The organism is Streptomyces sp. NPDC005955 (assembly GCF_042871255.1).
Classification (GTDB): domain Bacteria; phylum Actinomycetota; class Actinomycetes; order Streptomycetales; family Streptomycetaceae; genus Streptomyces.
Genome location: NZ_JBIAIF010000009.1, coordinates 213,717 through 230,820, shown reverse-complemented (window position 1 = coordinate 230,820; position 17,104 = coordinate 213,717). Strand labels below are relative to the sequence as shown.

Here is a 17,104-nt window from a genome sequence, read left to right as displayed (position 1 = left end):
CCGATCGGGCGCGGGTCCTCGTGGGCGGGGCCGCGGTCCACCGGTGCGTACCGGGGCCGTGGTGGGCATTTCGGGCTCTCGTGGTGTCCGACGTCACGATCGGGAACTTGGCCGGGGGGAAGCTTCGACCCACCAAGCCGGTTAGTAGAAGCGTGAACGATATCGGAGACCTGAGCAGCGGCGACGACTTCACCGTCCCACGGGTGGACGTCGTGGTCATAGGCGCCGGGCAAGCCGGACTGTCCAGCGCCTACCACCTGCGGCGCACCGGCTTCGTGCCGGAGGACGACTTCGTGGTGCTCGACCACTCGCCCGCGCCGGGCGGGGCCTGGCAGTTCCGGTGGCCGACGCTGACGTACGGCAGGGTGCACGGCATGCACGCGCTTCCTGGCATGGAGCTGACCGGCGCCGACCCCGACCGGCCGTCCTCCGAGGTGATCGGGGAGTACTTCACCGCGTACGAGCGCGCCTTCGACCTGCGGGTTCGTCGTCCCGTCGACGTGAAATCGGTACGCGAGGGGGAGAACGGCAGGTTGGTGGTGGAGAGCACGTCAGGGCGGTGGGCCACCCGTGCCGTGATCAACGCGACCGGCACCTGGGACCGGCCCTTCTGGCCCCGGTACCCGGGGCAGGAGACCTTCCGGGGCGAGCAACTGCACACCGCCCAGTACCGGGGGCCGGGCGGGTTCGCCGGGCGGCGCGTGCTGGTGGTCGGCGGTGGGGCGTCGGGAACGCAGCACCTGATGGAACTGGCTCCCTACGCCGCCGAGACGCACTGGGTGACGCGACGGCCGCCGGTGTTCGTCGAGGAACCGTTCGACGCCGAGGCGGGACGGTCAGCGGTGGCGTTGGTCGAGGAGCGGGTACGGGCCGGACTGCCACCACGGAGCGTGGTGTCGGTGACCGGCCTCCCGCTCACGGACGCGGTCAAGGCCGCGCGTGCCAGTGGGGTGCTGGAACGGCTGCCGATGTTTGACCGGATCACGCCGGAGGGGGTGGTATGGGCGGACGGGCGGAGCATCGAGGTCGACGTCATCCTCTGGGCCACGGGCTTTCGTCCCGTGACCGACCATCTGGCCCCGCTGCGACTCCGCGGGCCCGGTGGCGGCATCCAGTTGGAGGGAACGCGGGCGGTTGCCGATCCTCGGGTCCACCTGGTGGGTTACGGGCCGTCGGCGAGCACGATCGGAGCGAACCGGGCGGGACGCGCCGCGGTGCGCGACATCCGACGGTTGTTGTCGGACTCGTTGGTGTCGGTGTGAGTCACGGGCCGTGCAGGGGCAGGCTCAGTGGGCCGTTCGCGTCATGAGGTGGGCGAGGGCGATCGGGTGTCGGGGCTCTGGTTCTGGTTCTGGTTGAACTCGGTCACATTGCGCTGGTGGTCCTCGTACTCCACGGTGAAGCGCGTGTCACCGGGCTTCACCGTGACGAAGTACAGCCAGTCGCCCGGTGGCGGAGCGACTGCCGCGCGCAGGGCTTCGTCGCCGGGGCTGGCGATGGGGGTGGGGGGCAGTCCGGTGCGGGTGTAGGTGTTGTAGGGGGTGTCGACGCGGGCGTCGTCGTTGTTGCTGCTCGATGTGTTCTGGTGGAGCACGTAGTTGATCGTGGAGTCCATCTGGAGGGGCATCCCCTGGTCCAGCCGGTTGTGGATCACTCGTGCGACCTTGCCCATGTCGGTCTTGTCGTCGGCTTCGGTCTGGATGATGCTCGCGATCGTCACCGTCTGGTAGAGGTTCAACGTGCCGGCGCTGGCACCGGCGGCGACCGGGCCCGCGCGGAACTTCTTGTTGGCGTTGTTCACCATCGACGACAGCAGTGAGCGGGGTGTCGTCTTGGCGGTGACCGGATAGGTGGCCGGGAGCAGATAGCCCTCCGGGTTCCCCCGTGCGTCGCCGGGAAGCGCCAGACGCATGGTGGGCACCTCCTTCTTGGTGGTCCCGGCCCGGAGGGCGAGTGCCTTGTCGACAGCCGTGTACACCTGGTCGGCGCGCCAGCCCTCCGGCACGGTCAGGGAAGTGGGTTCGGCGGGCTGCCCCTCCGACAGGGCCACGGGGACGGCGATCGAGGTACCGACCACGACCGCGCCGGCAGCGACCAGGGCGATCCGGCCGCGGCGCGTGAGGCGGATCGGGCGACGACGCGGAGTCTCGGTCTGCATGGCGGCACGGTAACCCGACAAGGTCGACGAACCGCGCATATGGTTATCTTGCGGGCTCCAGTTCGGCGTCTTGATGCACCAGCGCGGCGTAACGGCCCTCCAGTGCGAGCAGTTCCTGGTGGGTGCCGCGCTCCACGATCCGCCCCTCGTCGAGAACCACGATGTGGTCGGCACCCCTGATGGTGGAGAGCCGGTGGGCGATGGTGAGGGTGGTGCGCCCCTCGGACACGGCCTCCAGGGCCGCCTGTACAGCGGATTCGGTGTGGGTGTCGAGCGCGCTCGTCGCTTCGTCCAGGACCAGCACCGGAGGGTTGCGCAGGATGGTGCGGGCAATGGCGAGCCGCTGCTTCTCGCCCCCCGAGAACCGGTACCCGCGCTCCCCCACCACCGTGTCGTAGCCCTCGGGAAGCGAGGCAATGTGGTCGTGTATCTGAGCCGAGCGAGCCGCTGCGACGAGTTCCGCGTCGGTGGCTTCGGGGTGGGCGAACCGCAGGTTCTCGGCGACGGTCGCGTGGAACAGGTAGGTCTCCTGGGACACCACGCCGACGGTGCGCGCCAGGGTGTCGAAGCCCACGTCCCGCACGTCGACCCCGTCGATGGTCACGCGGCCCGTGGTCACGTCGTAGAGACGCGGCACCAGGTGGCCGAGGGTCGACTTCCCCGCCCCCGTCGCCCCGACGACCGCAAGGCTCCCGCCGGCCGGGACGGTGAGGTCGATCCCTTCGAGCACCGCTCTGCTCTGGTCGTCGTAACGGAATCCGACCTGCTCGAAGGCGACTTCGCCCTTGACGTGGTCCAACTGGACGGGCTCGGCGGATTCGGTGATGTCGGCGGGAAGGTCCAGGTACTCGAAGATCCGCTGGAACAGGGCGAGTGACGCTTGTACGTCCACCCCGGTGGACAGCAGGCTGACCGCGGGGCGGAAAAGCCCCTGCTGGAGCGCGACGAAAGCGACGAGGGTACCGATGGAGACGGCGGGTCCGCCGGACGCGGAGGCCATGCCCGCGGACCAGTACAGGACGGCGGGCATGGCCGACATGACGATGGTGATGACGGCCATGCGCCAGCGTCCCGCCGTGCTGGAGCGTACTTCGAGGTCGACCAGTCGCTCGGACTCCTTCGCGAAGGAGTCCGTGAGGGAGTCGGCCCGCCCCATGGTGCGACCGAGGAGGATGCCGCTGACGGAGAGCGACTCGGTGACGGTGGCGGCCATGACGGCCAGCTGTTTCTGTCTCTGGGTGGTGATCCGTTTGCGCTCCCGACCCACGCGGCGGCTGATCCAGGCGAAGACCGGCAGCAGGAGCAGGGAGACCACGGCGAGTCGCCAGTCGAGCGCCAGCATGGCGACGATCGTGGCGACGACGGCGGTGAGGTTGGAGACCAGGGACGTCGCCGTGGAGGTCACCGTCGCCTGCATGCCGCCGATGTCGTTGGCGAGGCGGGACTGGACCTCTCCGGTCCTGGTCCTGGTGAAGAAAGCCAGGGACATGCTCTGGAGGCGCGCGTACACCGCGGTGCGGAGGTCGTGCATCACGCGTTGTCCGACCGTGGTGGAGATCAGGACCTGGAGGACGCCGAGCACGCTCGTCACCACCGCGCTGAGGACCATGCCGAGCGCCAACAGGCTCAGCAGGACCGTACGGCCCTCCGGGATCGCGGTGTCCACGATCGCCTTCAGCAGGAAGGGCGTCACCACCGAGGCCACCGAGGCGGCCGCGACGAGCAGACCGACGATGACGAGCTTGCCGGTGTAGGGGCGGAAGAGTCGCAGGATGCGGCGCAGTTGTCTCGCCCCCTCGGGCGCGGAGGGGGCGGTCGTCCGGGAGTTCACTTCGGTGGGCACGGGCCTCCTCCGGGCAAAGGACGGATGCGGGACGGCGTCTTCTTGTTCGAGCGCAGGGGCGACCGGGCCGGGAGGGAGCCCGGCACGGCGACCCGAAGCCGCTTCAGCGAGCATAGCTCATAGTTACCTACGTTCACAATGACATAGGTCCTGCTACTGTTCCGGCATGAACACCCCGGACGCTGACGGCATCCTCGCCGAGCAGTTGCTACGGCTCACCCGTCGTGTGCACCGCATCCAGAAGCGGCACCTGGAGTCCCGCGGGCTCGGCATCACCCCCGCTCAGTCGCGCCTGCTCAGGACACTCTCGCTGTACGGCTCGCCGCCCCGCATGGCGGACCTCGCCGAGCGCCTGGAGGTCGTCCCGCGGGCCGTCACCACGCTGGTCGACGGGCTGGAGGCCACGGACCAGGTGCGCCGGGCGCCCGATCCGACGAACCGGCGGGTGATCCGGATCGAGATCACCGACACCGGACGTCGGACCCTGGACGAGCTCCGGTCCGTGCGCCGCGCCGCGGCGGAGGAGATCCTCGCCCCACTGACCGCCGGCCAGCGCGATGTCCTCGGCTCTCTCCTGATGGCACTGATCGACGGCCCGGATCTGACATCGGGTCGGAGTCCCGAATCCCGTTAGGCCGCCCCGCCGGCCGTGACCGGGCGAAGCAGGTGCCGGGCATCGCGTGTCGGCGGTGGCAGCAGGGTTTCCGAGCTCCGGTGGGGCGTCGTGGGGTGCACCGAACGCACTTGGGGCGATCATGAAAGGAGCCCCGGTGCACGGCGGTCAGCTCGGGTGTGTTCGAGTGGGCACGAGCGAGCACAAGGAACGAGGAGGACCACATGCCCCTTCTGGAGCCGGACCCGAACATCCTGCGCCCCGTTTCCCGCCCGGCCGCCCCCGCCCCCGACCGGGTGGGCGCCGCACTCTCCGACGGCACGCCGGAGCCCCTGCGCGGCGAGCTCGTCGCCCTCCTCGGCGTGGACAAGGTGCTCACGAAGGTGTCGGACCTGGTGCGCTACGCGTCCGACGCCAGCCCGTACCGCTTCCTGCCGCAGGTCGTCGTCGTCGCGGAGGACATTGACGACGTCTCAGCCGTTCTCTCCTACGCGCACGGAAAGGGCCGGGAGGTGGTCTTCCGCGCTGCGGGCACCTCGCTCAACGGTCAGGCGCAGGGCGAGGACATCCTGGTCGACGTGCGCAAGCACTGGGCCGGCGTCGAGGTCCTCGACGCCGGGGCCCGGGCGCGCATCGGGCCGGGGACCACGGTCGTCCGGGCCAATGCCACGCTCTCGCGGTACGGCAGGGTCCTGGGCCCCGACCCGGCCAGCGCCATCGCCTGCACCCTCGGGGGCGTGGTCGCCAACAACGCCTCGGGAATGACGGCCGGAACCACCCGGAACTCCTACCGCACCTTGGCCTCCCTCACCTTCGTCCTCCCCTCGGGGACCGTCGTGGACACCGCCGACCCGGAAGCGGACGCACGGCTCGCCCGGGCGGAACCGGCCCTGTGCGAAGGGTTGCTGGACCTGAAGGCGGAGATCGAGGCCGATCCGGAGCTGGTCGCCCGGATCCGCGCCAAGTACGAGATCAAGAACACCAACGGCTACCGCCTCGACGCCTTCCTCGACGGGGCGACGCCGGTGGAGATCATGCGCGGGCTGATGGTGGGTTCCGAGGGGACCTTCGGGTTCATCTCGGAAGTCGTCTTCGACACCTTGCCCCTGGAGCGACACGTCACGACGGCACTGCTGTTCTTCCCCTCCCTCCCGGCAGCAGCGGCCGCGGTGCCCGCGTTCAACGAGGCCGGGGCACTGGCCGTGGAGCTGATGGACGGGAACACCCTCAGGGCGTCGGTGAGCGTGGAGGGCGTGCCCGCCGACTGGGCGACGCTGCCCCGCGACACCACCGCGCTCCTCGTCGAGTTCCGGGCTCCGGACACCTCGGCTCAGGAGGCGTACGAAAGGGCCGCGCGGGCGGTGCTGACCACGCTGGACCTGGTGCGACCCGTCGCCTCGGTCACCAATGACTTCACCCGCGACCCGAAGACCATCAGCGGGTACTGGAAGGCCCGCAAGGCGTTCGTCACCGCGGTCGGGGGTTCGCGCCCCTCCGGTACGACCCTGATCACGGAGGACTTCGCCGTACCCCCGTCGAGGCTCGCCGAAGCGTGCGAGGCCCTGCTCGAACTCCAGACCCGGCACGGCTTCGACGCCGCCGTCGCGGGCCACGCAGCCCACGGAAACCTGCACTTCCTGCTCGCCTTCGACGCGGGTGACCCCGCTGACGTGGAGCGGTACGCCGCCTTCATGGACGAGTTCTGCCGACTCACCGTGGAGCGCTTCGACGGTTCCCTCAAGGCCGAACACGCCACCGGCCGCAACATCACGCCCTTCCTGGAACTCGAGTGGGGCGAGCGCGCGACCGGGTTGATGTGGCGCGTCAAGCAGTTGATCGATCCGGACGGGGTCCTGGCCCCCCGGATCGTCCTCGACCGCGACCCGAGGGCCCATCTGCGTGGCCTCAAGACCATCCCCAAGGTCGAGCTCATCGCCGACCCCTGCATCGAGTGCGGCTTCTGCGAGCCCACCTGCCCCAGCCAGGACGTGACGACCACACCCCGGCAACGCATCGTGCTGCGCCGCGAGATGACGCGTCAGCCCGCGGGCTCCCCCGTCGAGGAGAAGCTGCTGGACGCCTACGGCTACGACGCCGTCGACACCTGCGCCGGTGACTCCACCTGCAAGTTGGCGTGTCCGGTCGGCATCGACACCGGGGCGATGATGAAGGACTTCCGGCACGCACGCCACTCGCCCCGCGAAGAACGCGTGGCCGCGTTCACCGCCCGGCACTTCGCGGTGGTCGAAGCGTCCGCGCGTCTCGCCGTGGCGGCCGCGGACCGCATCAGCGACCGGCTGCTCACCGCGGTCACGCGCGGGGTGCGCAGAGCGGTCCGCCCCGACCTCGTTCCGGAATGGCTACCCGGCATTCCCGGGGCGGCCCCGAGCAAGCTGCCCCGCACCAGCCGGGCCGGCGCCACCGCCGTGTACTACCCCGCATGCGTCAACCGCATCTTCGGCGGGCCCGACGGACAACGGAGTCCGTCGCTGCCCGAAGCCGTGGTCGCGGTGTCCTCCCGTGCGGGCAAACCGGTGTGGATCCCCTCCGACGTGTCCGGAACCTGCTGCGCCACCATCTGGCACTCCAAGGGGTACGAGTCCGGCAACGCCGTGATGGCGAACCGGATCGTCGAGGCGGCGTGGGCCTGGACGGAGAGCGGACGGCTTCCGCTGGTCGTGGACGCGTCTTCGTGCACGCTCGGCATCGCCCATGAGGTCGTGCCGTACCTGACCCCCGCCAACAGGGAGCTCCACCGGGAGCTCACGATCGTCGACTCCGTCGTGTGGGCCGCCGAAGAGCTCCTCCCGCACCTCACGATCCACCGCACCGTCGGTTCGGCGGTGCTCCACCCGACCTGCTCGATGCGCCACTTGGGCGACGAGGCCCAGCTCCGTACCGTGGCGGAGGCGTGCGCCGACGAGGTGATGGTGCCCGAGGACGCCGGTTGCTGCGCCTTCGCGGGCGACCGGGGGATGCTGCACAGGGAACTCACCGAGTCCGCCACCCGCAAGGAGGCCGCGGCGGTGACCGCGCGTGACTTCGACGCGCACCTCTCGGCGAACCGGATGTGTGAGGTCGGCATGGACCATGCGACGGGTCAGCGCTACCACTCCGTCGTGTGGGAGCTGGAACGCGCCACGCGGCCCGGCCCGCCCGACTGAGCCGCCCGAACCGCCCGCCGGCATCGGCTACGCGCGCAGTTGCGCCCGGTCCCCCATCACCACGACGGGTCGCAGATCGGGGTCGAGGGTGCGGAGCAGGTACTCCATACCGGACTTCGACAGACTCACGCACCCCGACGTCCCGCTGCCGTGGTCCAGGTGGAACCAGATGCTCCCGCCCTTGGACCGGCCCAACGGACGGGTCGGGTCGTTGGGTGCGGTGCCCTTCACCCGGTTGTAGTCGATGGCGATCACGTAGTCGAAGTCGTTCCAGTAGCGCTCGGCCCAGTAGCGCGGCGCCTGGAAGGCATCGGAGTGCGCGTACGGGAGCTTGCTCCCGGGGTCGGGCAGCACCCCGCCGGCATCGGACAGCGAGAACACGCCGACCGGGCTGCGCTTGTCGTTCTCCCGGTGGTGGGGTGTCCACCCCTTCCTGCCGTTGTGCGCGGGCCAACTGCGCGCCACCCGCCATTCGGTGGCCTGTTTCGTGTACAGCACCACGGTCGACTTCGCGGAGTCCGCGTGGTCTCCGTACACCGCGACGACCTGCCGCGTTGTGGCCGGAATGCGGTTGCGGATCCGGTCGCCGACGCCGGGTATCCTGTCGAAGCGAGCCGGGTGGGGACCGGAACGGGGTTCGGGGCGGGCCGGTGCAGAGACGCCGTCCTGGTCACTTCCTCCTGGCTCGCTCGGGGGGCCTCCGCCCGTTCCGCAGGCGCCCAGCAGGGTGAGGAGAGCGGCCCAGACCACAGCGAAGGTCATGGGCCGTGACGCGGCGACAGTAGGCATGCACCCCATGTTCGCACCGCGTGGACGAGTGCTGACGACCGTCGTGCGAACTGCGCAGCGGGGTCCCGTCGGTTCCTCGCCGGACCCGGGCAATTCGTTTGCTTGACCGAGGAGAGGAGGGCGAGGCTTTCACGGTTGGCTGCTCCCAAACCGCGCGCGCGGTTCTGACAGCACACGCTCAGGTCCGTCGTCCAACTCGGGCGACTTCCTCTTCACCCTCCACCTACCCTCTGTCCACATCCGAGTCCTGGGACACCATGCACATCCAAGACCTCCCGTACGCCGATCCCGGTGTGCCCGACGTGCGATCAGGCCCCCGGTTCCTGTTCTGGCTCGGGCGGAACCAGTTAGGCGGCCAACTCAAAGCCCTCATGTGGGGGTTGATCCACCTGATGGCCGTGGCCGGCTTACCGTTCGCCGTTGGTTTCGCCGTCGAAGCAGTCGTCGACCGTTCGGGGACCCAACTGGCCCTCGCGGGTGGGGCGCTCGCCCTGCTCGGGCTGAGCATCGCCCTCGGCGACACCATGTTGCACCGCGTCGCCATGAGTAACTGGATCACCGCTGCGGCCCGGGTCCAGCAGTTGTTGGCCCGCAAGACCGCCCTGCTCGGGGCCGCGCTGACACGGCGCGTGGCCGCCGGCGAGGTCGTCGCCGTCTCCACCTCGGACGTCGAGAAGATCGGCTGGTTCGTCGACGTCCTCTCCCGCTTCGTCGCCGCAGTCGTGACGGTCCTCGTCATCTGCGTCGGCCTCGTCGTCTACGTACCCGAGCTCGGTGTCATCGTGGCGGTGGGCGCCCCCGTCCTGGTGCTGGGCGTCCTCCCGCTGCTGCCCGTCGCCGCCCGTCACGCCGATGCGCAGCGCGACAAGGCCGGGTACGCCACCGAGTTGGCCTCCGACACGGTGGCCGGCCTGCGGGTCCTGCGCGGCATCGGCGGCGAGGAACTGTTCCTCAGTCGCTACCGCTCGGCCTCCCAGGCGGTGCGTGGGGCCGCCGTCCGCACGGCCCGCACCTGGTCGCTGATCTCCGCGATCCAGGTCTTCCTGCCGGGCGTCCTCCTCGTCGCCGTGGTGTGGCGCGGGGTGCTGCTCGTCCAGGACGGAAGCATCTCCGTGGGCGCCCTGGTGACGGTGTACAGCGCAGTGACGCTGTTGAACCTTCCCCTGCGCCACTTCGAGGAGTTCGCGATGGCGTACTCCTTCTCCCGGCCCGCGGCGGTCCGCGCCGCACGGGTCCTCTCGTTCGAGCGGGCCGTGGAGGCACCGGGCCGTGACCCGCGGTCCGACGGGGACGGTCCGGACACCCCGGCCGGCGACCTGTACGACCCGACCACCGGGCTCCTGGCCCCGTCCGGACGGCTCACCGCCGTGGTGTGCGGGGACCCGGACGTCGCGGGCGAACTCGCCGAGCGCCTCGGGGGGCATGTGGCCACGGACGACGACCCGGGCCCGTCCGTGCTCCTGGGCGGAACGGCGCTGGACGACCTGTCGCTCGGCGCGGCCCGTACGGCCGTCCTGGTGCAGGACAAGGAGCCCGTGCTGCTCTCCGGCACCCTGCGTGACCTGATGGACGTCCCCGCGTCGGGGAAGGTCTCGGCCGAGCGGGCGTTGGAGGCCGCCCAGTGCGCGGACGTCATGGCCGCACTGTCCCAGAGCTCGGGCGAGACGGCGGACCCGTTCGACGTGCGGATCACCGAGCGCGGCCGTTCCCTCTCGGGCGGGCAGCGCCAGCGGCTGGCGCTGGCGCGCTCGCTGCTCACCGACCCGGAGGTGCTCGTACTGGACGAACCGACCTCGGCCGTGGACTCCCACACCGAGGCCCGGGTCGCCGCGGGTGTCCGCGCGGTGCGGGAGGGGCGCACCACGGTGGTGTTCACCTCCTCACCGCTGCTGCTCGACCGGGCCGACCGGGTGGCCCTGGTGCACGAGGGTGCGGTGGCGGCCGTCGGCACGCACCGGGAGCTGTTGGACGGGGAGCCCCGGTACCGGGCCGTGGTCACCCGCGAGATGGAGGAGAAGGCATGATCGGCGTCGCGCCCCCCACCCATGACCCTGCTGCTCCGACGACGGCGAGCACCTTGCCGGTCGGTGGGCCCAGCACCGTACGTGCCTACGTCGGCGAGTTGGCGCGCCGGCACCGGGTGGCGTTCCTGGTCCTGGTCACGGTGAACTCCATAGCCGTGATCGCCTCGATGGTCGGGCCCTATCTGCTCGGTTCGCTGGTCGAACAGCTCTCCGAGGGCGGCGCCACGTTGCAGGAGTTGCGGGTCGGCCCGACGGTGGGGTTCTTCGCCCTCGCGCTCCTCGTCCAGGCGCTCTTCATCCAACAGGTCCGGCTGCGCGGTGCGGTCCTCGGCGAGCGGATGCTCGCGGACCTCAGGGAGGACTTCCTCGTCCGGGCCGTGCGGCTGCCGCCCGGGGTGCTGGAGCGGGCGGGGACGGGTGATCTGCTGTCACGCATCACCACCGACATCGACCGTCTTTCCAGCGCGATGCGTGAAGCGGTTCCCCAGCTCGCGATCGGTGCGGTCTGGGTGGCACTGCTGCTCGGTGGGTTGGCCGTCACCGCTCCCCCGCTGGCTCCGGCGGTCCTCCTCGCGGTGCCCCTGTTGGTCGTGGGGGCCCGGTGGTACTTCAAGCGGGCCCCGCAGGCGTACCGCTCGGAGGCCGCCGGCCTCGCGGCCGTCGCCGGCGCACTCGCCGAGACCGTCGACGCGGGGCGCACCGTGGAGGCGCACCGTCTGGGCGGACGGCGGGTGGAGCTGTCCGACCGCCGGGTCGCCGAGTGGACCGCGTGGGAGCGCTACACGCTGTGGCTGCGCTCGATCCTGTTCCCGGTCATCAGCCTGACGCACATCACCGTGCTGTGCTCCGTGCTGATGGTGGGCGGTGTGTTCGTCCTCAACGGTTGGATCACGGTCGGGCAGCTCACGACCAGTGCGCTCCTCGCCCAGATGATGGTGGACCCCGTCGCGCTGATCCTGCGCTGGTACAACGAGCTCCAGGTGGCCCAGGTGTCGTTGGCCCGGTTGGTGGGCGTGCGGGACATCGAGCCCGACGCGGGCGACGCCTCGGTGGTTCCCGGGGGCCGTACGGTCCACGCCGACCACGTCCGGTTCGGGTACCGCGAGGGGGTCGACGTGCTCCGTGACGTGTCGATCAAGGTCGAGCCCGGTACCCGGGTGGCCCTCGTCGGACCGTCGGGGGCGGGCAAGTCCACCCTGGGTCGGTTGCTGGCCGGCATCTACGCGCCGGGCTCGGGTGCGATCACCCTCGGCGGGGCCGAGTTGTCCCGGATGCCCGCGGAGCGGGTGCGTTCCCATGTGGCCCTCGTGAATCAGGAGCACCACGTCTTCGTGGGAACGCTCCGCGACAACCTGCGGCTGGCGCGTACCGGTGCGCAGGACGACGCGTTGTGGGCGGCCTTGGAAGCCGTGGACGCGGACGCCTGGGCCACATCACTGGCGGACGGGTTGGACACCGAGGTGGGCTCGGGGGGCGTGGCGCTGACTCCGGCGCAGGCCCAGCAGGTCGCACTGGCCCGACTGGTGCTGGCGGACCCTCACACCCTGGTGCTGGACGAGGCGACCTCGCTGATCGACCCGCGGTCCGCACGTGAGGTGGAGCGGTCGCTGGCCAACGTGCTGGAAGGCCGGACCGTCGTGGCGATAGCCCACCGGCTGCACACGGCGCACGACGCCGATGTGATCGCCGTGGTGGAGCAGGGCCGGATCGCGGAGCTGGGCAGCCATGACGAGCTGGTCACCGCGGGCGGCACGTACGCGGCCCTGTGGCGTTCCTGGCACGGCTGACGGTGTGGGGCACCGAGCGGTGCCCGTCCGTCGGTGCGCCGGTCCTCCCGATCTTCGAGGGGGCCGGCGCACCGGCTGTCAGATGACGTTCAGCGCCACGGCACCGCCCACGCCTCCGAGCAGCATGAACGCGGGCATGAGCACCTTCACCTCGACCCAGCTGCCCGCGCGGAACCGCATGAACCTCGGCGGGCCCAGTGGGTACCAGCGCCTCCCGGCTATCGGGAGCGGCCACAGGACCGGGCAGCCGGACACGGTGAGCGCGTCGCCGAGGTCGTGGACCAGGGCACCGAGCACGATCGGCAGCCCGAGCCACAGGTACTCCTGACCGGGGGCGGTGAACAGCCAGTCCGCGCCGTTGCCCGGGCGGTCCAGTACGCCGGCGAGGATCCAGGAGCTCGTTGCTGCGAGCAGCCATACGAGGACGTCGGCGCCCTGGCCGCGGGTGGCCCGCCAGAGCAGGCCCTCGATCGCGAGGACCAGGTGGACGAACAGCAGGGCGAGGACCGCCCACCGTCCCCCCGTGATCGCGAGCGCCGAGGCGCCTCCGCCGATCAGGACGGCCCAGAGCCAGGTGTGGGTCAGGGTGCGGTGCCCGCCGGAGCGTCGGGGGTCGCCTGGCTTCCGGGTCCCCTTGTAGACGGCGTAGGAGAGCCGGTCGACGATCTCGCACAGGGCCCGGGAGACCGGGCCGAAGGCTCGCGATATCGTCGCGGCCTTGTGGTCGAGGTCCGGGGCGAGCGCGGCGCCCGCGCAGATCAGTGCGCCGGTGAGCAGAACCGGCCAGGGCATGGTGTGACCTGCCGCTGCCGCCGCGGCTCCCACCCCCAGCCAGGCTGCCGCTCCTGACAGGGAGTGTGCCGGTCCCATCATGGTGGTGCCCCGCCCCTTTGTTCCTGTTGTTCGTGGTTCTGGTGTGCCGCGGTCTCGTGCCCGGGGGTCGTCCCGGATCCGGATGGTCCCTTCCTGAGCGGGAGGGGCCGTCCGCGGGCGCTGACGTCGTGTCGGCGCGCATCAGCGTAGCGTTAGCGATCTTCGTACGGTCATGCGATTCCGTGATCGGGGTCGGAGCCAGGCAAGATAGGCGTGTGACCCTCATCGCTCAGCTGCCGCAGTCCGCCGACCCCGACGCCCTTTACGAAGCATTCGAGTCGTGGGCAACGACGCGCGGGATCACGCTCTACCCGCATCAGGAGGAGGCCCTGATCGAGGTCGTCTCCGGGGCGAACGTGATCGTGTCGACGCCGACCGGGTCGGGCAAGAGCATGATCGCGGCGGGCGCGCACTTCGCGGCGCTGGCGCGCGACGAGGTCACGTTCTACACGGCGCCGATCAAGGCGCTCGTTTCGGAGAAGTTCTTCGAGCTGTGCAAGATCTTCGGCACCGAGAACGTCGGCATGCTGACCGGTGACGCCTCGGTCAACTCCGACGCTCCGATCATCTGCTGCACGGCGGAGGTGCTCGCCTCGATCGCGCTGCGCGACGGCAGGAACGCGGACGTCGGCCAGGTGGTCATGGACGAGTTCCACTTCTACGCCGAGGGCGATCGCGGCTGGGCGTGGCAGATTCCCCTGCTGGAACTGCCGCAGGCGCAGTTCGTTCTCATGTCGGCGACCCTCGGCGACGTGTCGATGTTCGAGGAGGACCTGACCCGCCGGACGGGTCGTGCCACGGCGGTGGTCCGGTCCGTGACGCGCCCCGTGCCGCTGTCGTACGAGTACCGTCTGACCCCGCTCACGGACACCTTGACCGAGTTGCTGGCGACGAAACAGGCGCCGGTGTACATCGTGCACTTCACCCAGGCACAGGCGGTGGAGCGGGCGCAGGCCCTCATGAGCATCAACATGTGTTCGCGTGAGGAGAAGGACCGGATCGCCGAGCTCATCGGGAACTTCCGGTTCACGACGAAGTTCGGCCGCAACCTGTCGCGCTACGTTCGGCACGGCATCGGGGTGCATCACGCGGGGATGCTGCCCAAGTACCGGCGGCTGGTGGAGAAGCTGGCCCAAGCGGGCCTGTTGAAGGTGATCTGCGGTACGGACACGTTGGGCGTCGGAGTGAACGTGCCCATTCGCACGGTCCTGTTCACCGCTCTCACCAAGTACGACGGGAGCCGGGTGCGGACGCTGCGCGCACGTGAGTTCCATCAGATCGCGGGTCGCGCCGGGCGGGCGGGCTTCGACACGGCCGGACTCGTGGTGGCCCAGGCCCCGGAGCACGTGATCGAGAACGAGAAGGCGCTCGCGAAGGCGGGGGACGATCCCAAGAAGCGTCGCAAGGTGGTGCGCAAGAAGGCTCCGGAGGGGTTCGTGGCGTGGACGGAGGCGACCTTCGACCGGTTGGTCGCCGCGCAGCCCGAGCCCTTGACCTCGCGTTTCCGGGTGACGCACACCATGCTCCTGTCCGTGATCGCCCGGCCGGGCAACGCCTTCGACGCGATGCGACACCTGCTGGAGGACAACCACGAGCCCCGCAAGCAGCAGCTGCGGCACATTCGGCGCGCCATCGCGATCTACCGGTCGCTGTTGGACGGCGGCATCGTGGAGAAACTGGACGAGCCGGATGCGGAGGGTCGCATCGTCCGGCTGACCGTCGACCTCCAGCAGGACTTCGCGCTCAACCAGCCCTTGTCCACGTTCGCCCTCGCCGCGTTCGAGCTGCTCGACCCGGAGTCGCCGTCCTATGCGCTCGACATGGTCTCCGTGGTCGAGTCCACCCTCGATGACCCCCGGCAGATCCTCGCCGCGCAGCAGAACAAGGCCCGCGGTGAGGCGATCGCCGCGATGAAGGCGGACGGCGTCGAGTACGAGGAGCGCATGGAGCGGCTCCTCGACGTGTCGTACCCCAAGCCGCTCGACGAGTTGCTCTTCCATGCATACGACACCTATCGGCTCAGCCACCCGTGGGTGGGTGATCACCCGCTGTCGCCGAAGTCGGTAATCCGTGACATGTACGAGCGGGCCCTCACCTTCACGGAGTTCGTGTCGCTGTACGAGTTGGCGCGTACCGAGGGCATCGTCCTCAGGTATCTGGCGAGTGCGTACAAGGCGCTCGACCACACCGTGCCCGACGACCTGAAGTCGGAGGATCTTGAGGATCTCATCGCCTGGCTCGGTGAACTGGTCCGTCAGGTGGACTCCAGTCTGCTCGACGAGTGGGAGCAGTTGGCCAATCCGGAGGAGATGACGGCGGAGGAGGCGCAGGAGCGTGCCGATCAGGTGAAGCCGGTGACGGCCAATGCGCGGGCGTTCCGGGTGCTGGTGCGCAATGCGCTGTTCCGTCGCGTGGAGTTGGCGGCCCTCGACCACGTGGACGAGTTGGGTGCGCTGGATGCGGACTCGGGCTGGGACGCGGATGCCTGGGGCGAGGCGATGGACCGCTACTGGGACGAGTACGACGATCTGGGTACCGGCCCCGATGCGCGCGGGCCGAAGCTGTTGTCGATCGAGGAGGACGTCCCGCACGGGCTGTGGCGGGTCCGGCAGGCCTTCGCCGACCCCAACGGCGATCACGACTGGGGCATCAGCGCTGAGGTCGACCTGGCCGCCTCCGACTCCGAGGGCAGGGCCGTGGTCCGGGTCACGGATGTCGGACAGTGGTGAGTGGCCCGAGGGCACGGCGGGTCCTTCCCTTCTGACGGCCGAGCGACGAAGAGGTGGGCCGCTGCGGTTCCGATCCGGCACCGCAGCCGGTCGATGAGGTGCCGACGACGGTCGTGGCCCGAGGCGTTCGACACGGCCTCGGCCCCTGTGTCACGGGTGGGTCTGCGTCCGGGCAGCCGGGGTTCCGCTCGCGGGCGTCTCGGAGGCAGAGGCGCAGGTGGGCTTGGTACCCGCGGATCTCCTCCTCGGTCTCGGCGGTCATGAGGTCGGGGGAACGGGAGGCCGCGTACCGGTTCCCCGTCGTGGTGGCGGGGCGCCCGGGCCGCAGGTCGTGGATGCGTGCTCGCTCGTCGGGGTCGGGGACCGTGTCCGCGAGCTGTTCGTCGTTCAGGAAGGCGGCGCTCACCGCCGCGCTCTCCCAGGGGCCGTCCGCGAGTCCCAGGAGGCTTTCGTGGCACCGGGCTCGCCAGTTGCGGGCCCGGGAGTCCAGTCCTGCGTCGAGCTGTTGCCTGAGCGGGGCGGGCGTCCGACCGGTGAGGAGGGCACGGTGCTCGGGGTGGGCCGCGAACCCTGCCACTTCCTCGGCGAGGTAGCGCCAGACGACCACCCGGTAGCGGTTGCGGTAGTGGAGTACGGGGGTGAGCCTGCCCAGCCGTGCGAGCCTGGTGAAGCGGGCGGTGGTGATGTCGAGGAGGGCCGCGGCCTCGGCCGTGCCGACGGTCTTGACCTGTGCGCGCAGGGCCGCGGGAAAGCCCGGTCGGGTGCGGATCCGGTCGATCTCCGCGCGGGTGACCCGTCGTTCTCCGGGACCGTTCCCGCGCACCGTGTGGATCCGGCCGAGCCGCACCGCGAGTTCGAATTCGGCACGCAGGAGGACGAGTTCCCTGGCTGCGTGCGTCGGTGCGAGCGTGGGAGGAGCCTGCTTCTCGGTCCGGGGCACGGCTGCTGGTGCCGGCAGGCCGAGTAGAACACGTCCGAACGGTCGGTCGGCGATGGGCGTCATGACGTTCTGCTTCATGTGGCACTTCCCCCGTGATGTGACGCTGGTCTCTCGGGAGAAACCGTAGCGCGAATCGCCCTCATCCCGCCGGGCCTGTGGATAACTTCCCGGGATGTTGACTCTT

At 70.2% G+C, this 17,104-nt stretch carries 11 protein-coding genes; 6 read left to right on the top strand and 5 right to left on the bottom strand.

The genetic code is table 11. The features are described 5' to 3' along the window. The first annotated feature begins 152 nt into the window (after nt 1–152). Nucleotides 153–1,262 carry an NAD(P)-binding domain-containing protein gene (locus ACFYOU_RS22550; RefSeq protein WP_391307949.1) on the top strand — a complete coding sequence of 370 codons (1,110 nt, stop codon included), beginning with the start codon at nt 153–155 and terminating at the stop codon, nt 1,260–1,262. A 41-nt stretch (nt 1,263–1,303) separates the two neighbouring features. Here the strand turns inward: ACFYOU_RS22550 and mltG are convergent, their stop codons facing one another. Both mltG and ACFYOU_RS22540 read right to left on the bottom strand, forming a co-directional pair. Further along, nucleotides 1,304–2,158, bottom strand: coding sequence for an endolytic transglycosylase MltG (gene mltG, locus ACFYOU_RS22545; RefSeq protein WP_391307948.1), 855 nt, complete (start codon nt 2,156–2,158; stop codon nt 1,304–1,306). A 43-nt stretch (nt 2,159–2,201) separates the two neighbouring features. Further along, nucleotides 2,202–4,001, bottom strand: a complete 1,800-nt coding sequence (locus ACFYOU_RS22540; RefSeq protein ID WP_391307947.1) for an ABC transporter transmembrane domain-containing protein — start codon at nt 3,999–4,001, stop codon at nt 2,202–2,204. A gap of 166 nt (nt 4,002–4,167) precedes the next feature. On the opposite strand from ACFYOU_RS22540, the gene ACFYOU_RS22535 reads away from it, so the two are divergent. Together ACFYOU_RS22535 and ACFYOU_RS22530 are read left to right on the top strand one after the other, a co-directional pair. Further along, a complete protein-coding gene (locus tag ACFYOU_RS22535; protein WP_391307941.1) occupies nt 4,168–4,635 on the top strand; it encodes a MarR family transcriptional regulator in 468 nt (155 codons plus the stop codon). A 203-nt stretch (nt 4,636–4,838) separates the two neighbouring features. Beyond that, nucleotides 4,839–7,778 carry an FAD-linked oxidase C-terminal domain-containing protein gene (locus tag ACFYOU_RS22530; RefSeq protein WP_391307939.1) on the top strand — a complete coding sequence of 980 codons (2,940 nt, stop codon included), beginning with the start codon at nt 4,839–4,841 and terminating at the stop codon, nt 7,776–7,778. 27 nt (nt 7,779–7,805) lie between these two features. On the opposite strand, the gene ACFYOU_RS22525 is transcribed toward ACFYOU_RS22530, so the two are convergent. Beyond that, nucleotides 7,806–8,567 carry a L,D-transpeptidase family protein gene (locus ACFYOU_RS22525; protein WP_389768846.1) on the bottom strand — a complete coding sequence of 254 codons (762 nt, stop codon included), beginning with the start codon at nt 8,565–8,567 and terminating at the stop codon, nt 7,806–7,808. A gap of 257 nt (nt 8,568–8,824) precedes the next feature. On the opposite strand from ACFYOU_RS22525, the gene ACFYOU_RS22520 reads away from it, so the two are divergent. Beyond that, on the top strand, nt 8,825–10,591 hold the full coding sequence (locus tag ACFYOU_RS22520; RefSeq protein WP_391307937.1) for an ABC transporter transmembrane domain-containing protein: 1,767 nt from the start codon (nt 8,825–8,827) through the stop codon (nt 10,589–10,591). Beyond that, nucleotides 10,588–12,378, top strand: coding sequence for an ABC transporter ATP-binding protein (locus ACFYOU_RS22515; protein WP_389768841.1), 1,791 nt, complete (start codon nt 10,588–10,590; stop codon nt 12,376–12,378). Before ACFYOU_RS22520 ends, ACFYOU_RS22515 begins: the two co-directional genes overlap by 4 nt. Before the next feature lie 78 nt (nt 12,379–12,456). On the opposite strand, the gene ACFYOU_RS22510 is transcribed toward ACFYOU_RS22515, so the two are convergent. Beyond that, on the bottom strand, nt 12,457–13,251 hold the full coding sequence (locus tag ACFYOU_RS22510) for a metal-dependent hydrolase (RefSeq protein WP_389768838.1): 795 nt from the start codon (nt 13,249–13,251) through the stop codon (nt 12,457–12,459). Between the two features lie 215 nt (nt 13,252–13,466). On the opposite strand from ACFYOU_RS22510, the gene ACFYOU_RS22505 reads away from it, so the two are divergent. Continuing rightward, the gene (locus ACFYOU_RS22505) at nt 13,467–15,980 is read left to right on the top strand and encodes a DUF3516 domain-containing protein (RefSeq protein ID WP_391307935.1); all 2,514 of its coding nucleotides are present in this window, start codon (nt 13,467–13,469) and stop codon (nt 15,978–15,980) included. Here ACFYOU_RS22505 and ACFYOU_RS22500 read toward each other — a convergent pair. After that, on the bottom strand, nt 15,958–16,998 hold the full coding sequence (locus ACFYOU_RS22500) for a DUF6397 family protein (RefSeq protein ID WP_391307933.1): 1,041 nt from the start codon (nt 16,996–16,998) through the stop codon (nt 15,958–15,960). The genes ACFYOU_RS22505 and ACFYOU_RS22500 overlap by 23 nt on opposite strands. Between the last annotated feature and the right edge of the window lie 106 nt (nt 16,999–17,104).